This is a genomic window from Nocardia sp. NPDC004722, assembly GCF_053601505.1.
The window spans coordinates 1-1,503 of the sequence record NZ_JBSGBY010001046.1; the positions used below are offsets into that span (position 1 = coordinate 1).

At 71.3% G+C, this 1,503-nt stretch carries 1 protein-coding gene; it reads left to right on the top strand.

What is annotated here, in order from left to right; genetic code table 11:
- A partial coding sequence (locus tag ACWELQ_RS45520; protein ID WP_452403165.1) for an acyl carrier protein occupies positions 1-1,503 on the top strand: 1,503 nt, incomplete at both ends.

The following is a 1,503-nucleotide window of genomic DNA, read 5'->3' on the forward strand; positions in this document are numbered from 1 at the left end:
GGCACGCCGCACGTTCGGCGACGAGGTCATCGCCATCGCCACCGACTCCGGCCCGATCGGCAACGGCGACCTCACCCTCAAGCGCGCCGCCGTCCGCCTGGCCGTCCTCGGCTTCGACCTGCGCGGCCTCAACCGCCACAGCGCACCCGAGATCGCAGCCCCGGCGAAGAAACCCGCTATGGCCGTGACCATCTCGGCCCCGGAGTACGTCCCCGACAGCCGCCGCACCGCCTACGCCGCGGCCCTGGCAGACGACTACCAGCTGTCGGTTGTCGCCGCCGCGCAGACGGTGAACGGCGGCGCTGCGATCCCGACGGCGGCTACGACGCCGGGTCCGTCGGAGCCCGCAATCCTCGCGCAAAACACAACCGCCGCGAACGAACACGGCGACAACGGCTCTCACGGCGGCGCTCAGCTCGGCAACGGCGCGGGCGTGCTCGCGCGGAATGCCTCGAACGAACGGCCCACTTCCCCCAGACCTCTGGAGAATCTTGTGACCGCGGAACCTCAGTACCGCATTCCCACGCCGGGCGCGCTGGACAGCGCGCTCGTGCAGCACTTGCACACCCATCGCCATTACCTCGACGGTCAGCTCGAGCTGGCCCGCGATCTGGCGGGTGCGTTGCGCCACGGACAGGTCGACGAACTGCTGGTCCGCGCCATCGAGGCGGTCAAGGATCACGGTGTCGCGATCAGCGAGAGTCATTCCCGCGCAGGCGATGTGGTCGCGCAGCTGGCCGAGTTGGAGGGCGGGTCCGGAGTGGCCCATGCCCGGTCGGTCCCGGTCTACGTCGATTCGGCGGACACCGCTGCGGCAGTCGAGTACCGCGCCCCGGCTGCCCTCGCGGCCCCGATTCCGGCCGCCCCTGCCGCGACTCCTGCCGCCGTGGCCGTCGCGCCCCTCGCAGCGCCGACGATCCCCGCTCCCGCCCCGGTCGCGGTCGCTCCCGTCGCGCCGGTGCAGCCGGAACCCGTTGCTTCGGTGGCGGTTACGCCGACCGTAGCCGCCGCTCCCGCCGCCCTGTCGGCGGATGCGGTCCGGCAGGCGCTGCGCGAGGTGGTCGCCGACAAGACCGGATATCCGGTCGAGATGGTCGACACCACCATGGATCTGGAGGCGGATCTGGGGGTGGATTCGATCAAGCGGGTTCAGGTGATCGGCGCGCTGCAGGAACGGTTCCCGGAGTTGCCGGTGCTCGGGCCGGAGCAACTCGGCACACTGCGCACCCTGGACCAGGTTGTCGACGAGCTGGTCGCCGGTGAGACGGCTACGGCCGCGCCCGCCGCCGACGCGGTGCCCACGGCGGTCGCCGAGACCGCCCCGACGAATGAGGTTGCCGCCGACGGCGTCTCCGCCGACGCGCTGCGCCAGGCGCTGCGCGAGGTGGTCGCCGACAAAACCGGTTACCCGGTCGAGATGGTCGACACCACCATGGATCTGGAGGCGGATCTGGGGGTGGATTCGATCAAGCGGGTTCAGGTGATCGGCGCGCTGCAGGAACG